Here is a 2,888-nt window from a genome sequence, read left to right on the forward strand (position 1 = left end):
ATTGACTAAGTGATGATCTTCCTACAGGGGACTTTCACCCCATAAACTCAATGCCCATGCCGGGCGTACACAAGGCGCTCCAAGTTGACCGCTAAAGCGGCGCTTGAGCTTGTCGTTAGCTGCTAAAGGATTTTGACTTGTTCAGTGTCACGCAAAAACGAAAAGTAGAAGTACTGGCTGTGTTTTATGTGGTGGCGTTCTTCATTCCTTTCCCATTTAGCATTGTTAGCAACGAGTTGGCCGTGCTAATAAGTTTGGTAATTTGGCCCGTATCTGCAATCGCATACATGGTTACCTATCGAAGAGTCGTGTTGGAGTTACCTGCCTCAGACAGCTTTTTTGTAACGTGGGGCGTTTCGACATACCTCCCACAGCTGTTTTACAAAATGTCGCCGTTTTTCTTGGTGGGTTATGTCTTCATGATTGGAGCGGCCATTTGGGAGGCAATTGGCAGCTAACAAGCCAGCTCACGCGGACGGCTTTTCGCTGGCTTTTGTTGCTTTGCTCCTTAGTTTAGCCAGCTCAATCCGCCCGTGGTTGGGGAGTTGAGGTTATAGAAAAACTTCAGTAAATAGGCATTATTTGATAAAATCAGGCATCGCAAAAGTAAGTCTTACATCCCGAACTTTAAGAAACACAATTACGATCTAACGGTTATAAAAATAAGGTGCAGGGACATTGGAGGTTGTTCTGTTTAGTACATAACATCGTACAACTAATGAATTATGGAGCCATTAGTTAACGATGAAACCAGCTACGCTATAGTAGTGTTATTCACTAAAAAAACAGTGAATATTGAGTAAATTTAGTTAAATGTTAGATAATTAAAAAGATAAGTAAAGGTTGTGGACAAGCTATTGTTAATTATTTTTTTTCTACAGCCTCGTTAAATTCAATCTAGCCCCTAGGGATTAAAATGGAAAGAAAGAAGTATGAATTAGAGTGGAGCTTACTTCAAAATCAGTTTGAAAGCTACGAGAAGCACTCTCTGTATATAAAGCTAATCAGTATCTTGGTCTTATTGTTATCTGAGGTAGCAAGAACAAATACTGCAGTGGTATTCTTTATCTTGTTGTTGCTATGGCTGCAGGATTCAATCTGGAAGGCCTTCCAATCTCGAATAGAACCTAGGCTATTGCAGATAGAGAAGAGCATTCGAGAAGGAACCGAGGGATGCGAGTTTCAATTCAACAGCGAATATCAAAAAATAGAAAATAGCGGTATTGGCAAAATTCGTGAATACGTTAAGCAAGCAATGCGTCCAACTGTAGCATTGCCCCATGTGGCATTGGTTATTTTATTTATAGGGCGTTGTATAGGTGGGTGAAAAATTTAATCGGGTAAGAGCTGGTATATCCCAAGCTCACCGGATACCACTAACCATAATGCTTACAATAGATGTTAGGTTTTATGTCAGAGTGGCATTAATTAATAGTTCGGTGAATATAATGATTCCAGTCGGATACATGTACAAAGAAGTCTGTGAAAAACCAGACTGGCTGGACAGAGAAACTATTAAGGATATCTATTCGGTTAGCGGCTGTGTATCTGAAGACTTTGATGATTGGGTCAATGAATGGAAACACAATGGATACTGGTTGTTCGACTCACCTGAGATAATGGAATCGATTGCAAAAGAAAAGGGTATCGACATTACCAAGATGAAGCTTTTCTTTTACAAGGCATCAGAACAGCAGTGGGATGAAGATGAACTAGTTTGGGAAGACTACAAACCTGAAGAATCTTTCAAAACTGAAGTAAAATCACCAAAAGAATCTAAGCTCGAAGGTTTTGATGTTGTATCATTTTTTGCCGGTACCATCTGTGAATGTTCACCATTGTCGTGCAATCACTTGGCTGAGTCCATCAAAACCAATGAGCACTGCCTCTTTGATACATTTCAAGAGGCTATTAATCTAATTAGTTCAGGTAAACTGAAAGGCTGTGAGCCTGGACCTTATCGCATTTTCGAGGTTTACAGTGTATTGCTTACATAATAATCGCATGTTGCTGGACTGGTTTTCTGCTGTGATCCAAACCAGTTGTAAATGCAGACGTTAGCTATCAAGGATGTACGGATGTTTTCGAAACGAAAAATTGAATATGTAAATGAATATAAAGATCCCGATGAGGTGAAAGTATATTCTATCTCCTTTACTGGAAAGAAAGTTGATGTATCTAAGTATGTTGCAAGGCTTGCTGATATTAAGAGTGAAAAAGGTCTAGATTGGAGTTCAGTTCCAGCGTATGCAATATTTCACGATGGTGAAGAAAGAGAGTATCTAATTTTTTGCTGGTGGTTAAACGGTAATGAGCTATTTCACAGTGTATCAGTAAAAGAAGATTCGGGGTGGGTAGAGGATGCAAGTAAATACTCTTTTTGTGTTTATGATCTAGAGCTAATGTGGGCTGAGCGTAACTTTTATATTCAAACCGTAGATTGTGAAAGCCCATCCATAAAAGGTTATAGGAAATTAGTGTACAAAAATGGCAATTAGCAAAAAAAACAGAAGAACATTGATCCACAAAGGTATTAAATATCTTTGGTGGATAATTGATGAATTTGATCCATATACTGGAGATTCATTATTGGTGACTGTGGCATCTGAGGACAAAAAGTTTATTGTAAAATATTATATTAATCAGGCTCACAATGGACGACGCTTTTTGACGGTGATTGGTCCAGAATTTTCTTGCGATACGATAACTGGTGGAGTTTGGAAAAGGTTTGCATGCCCAAAGTTTGAGGAAGAAAGGATATTTAAACCAAAGAGCGTTGTAAAATTAATAGACTGGTGCTTGGATCCAAAACTAGATAAGGTCGAAGTTGATTATCTAGGAAAAGAGGTAAGTCAATAACTATGAAAAATGAAGCTGACTATTCGACC

5 protein-coding genes are annotated in these 2,888 nt (G+C 38.8%); all 5 read left to right on the forward strand.

Going from position 1 to position 2,888, the window contains the following annotated elements; genetic code table 11:
• Nucleotides 1–137 precede the first annotated feature (137 nt).
• The 5 genes from KCG35_RS24385 (at nt 138) to KCG35_RS24405 (ending at nt 2,859) form a co-directional block, all read left to right on the forward strand.
• Nucleotides 138–458: a hypothetical protein gene (locus tag KCG35_RS24385; protein ID WP_215822456.1), complete on the forward strand. Its 321-nt coding sequence runs from the start codon at nt 138–140 to the stop codon at nt 456–458.
• Nucleotides 459–916: 458 nt separating this feature from the next.
• Nucleotides 917–1,327: a hypothetical protein gene (locus KCG35_RS24390; protein ID WP_215822457.1), complete on the forward strand. Its 411-nt coding sequence runs from the start codon at nt 917–919 to the stop codon at nt 1,325–1,327.
• A gap of 91 nt (nt 1,328–1,418) precedes the next feature.
• Nucleotides 1,419–1,997 (forward strand): hypothetical protein, encoded by a 579-nt coding sequence (locus KCG35_RS24395; protein WP_215822458.1) that lies wholly within the window; start codon nt 1,419–1,421, stop codon nt 1,995–1,997.
• Between the two features lie 81 nt (nt 1,998–2,078).
• The gene (locus KCG35_RS24400) at nt 2,079–2,498 is read left to right on the forward strand and encodes a hypothetical protein (RefSeq protein WP_215822459.1); all 420 of its coding nucleotides are present in this window, start codon (nt 2,079–2,081) and stop codon (nt 2,496–2,498) included.
• Entirely contained in the window at nt 2,488–2,859 is a 372-nt protein-coding gene (locus tag KCG35_RS24405) for a hypothetical protein (RefSeq protein ID WP_215822460.1), read from the forward strand. Before KCG35_RS24400 ends, KCG35_RS24405 begins: the two co-directional genes overlap by 11 nt.
• The last annotated feature ends 29 nt before the right edge of the window (nt 2,860–2,888 follow it).

This window comes from Zooshikella harenae (assembly GCF_018837975.1).
In the GTDB taxonomy this organism is placed as follows: Bacteria; Pseudomonadota; Gammaproteobacteria; order Pseudomonadales; family Zooshikellaceae; genus Zooshikella; species Zooshikella harenae.

Excerpts from the sequence above, each read along its gene's own strand:
- KCG35_RS24390 (WP_215822457.1), top strand. The coding sequence starts at position 917 with ATGGAAAGAAAGAAGTATGAATTAGAGTGGAGCTTACTTCAAAATCAG.
- KCG35_RS24400 (WP_215822459.1), top strand. The coding sequence starts at position 2,079 with ATGTTTTCGAAACGAAAAATTGAATATGTAAATGAATATAAAGATCCC.
- KCG35_RS24405 (WP_215822460.1), top strand. The coding sequence starts at position 2,488 with ATGGCAATTAGCAAAAAAAACAGAAGAACATTGATCCACAAAGGTATT.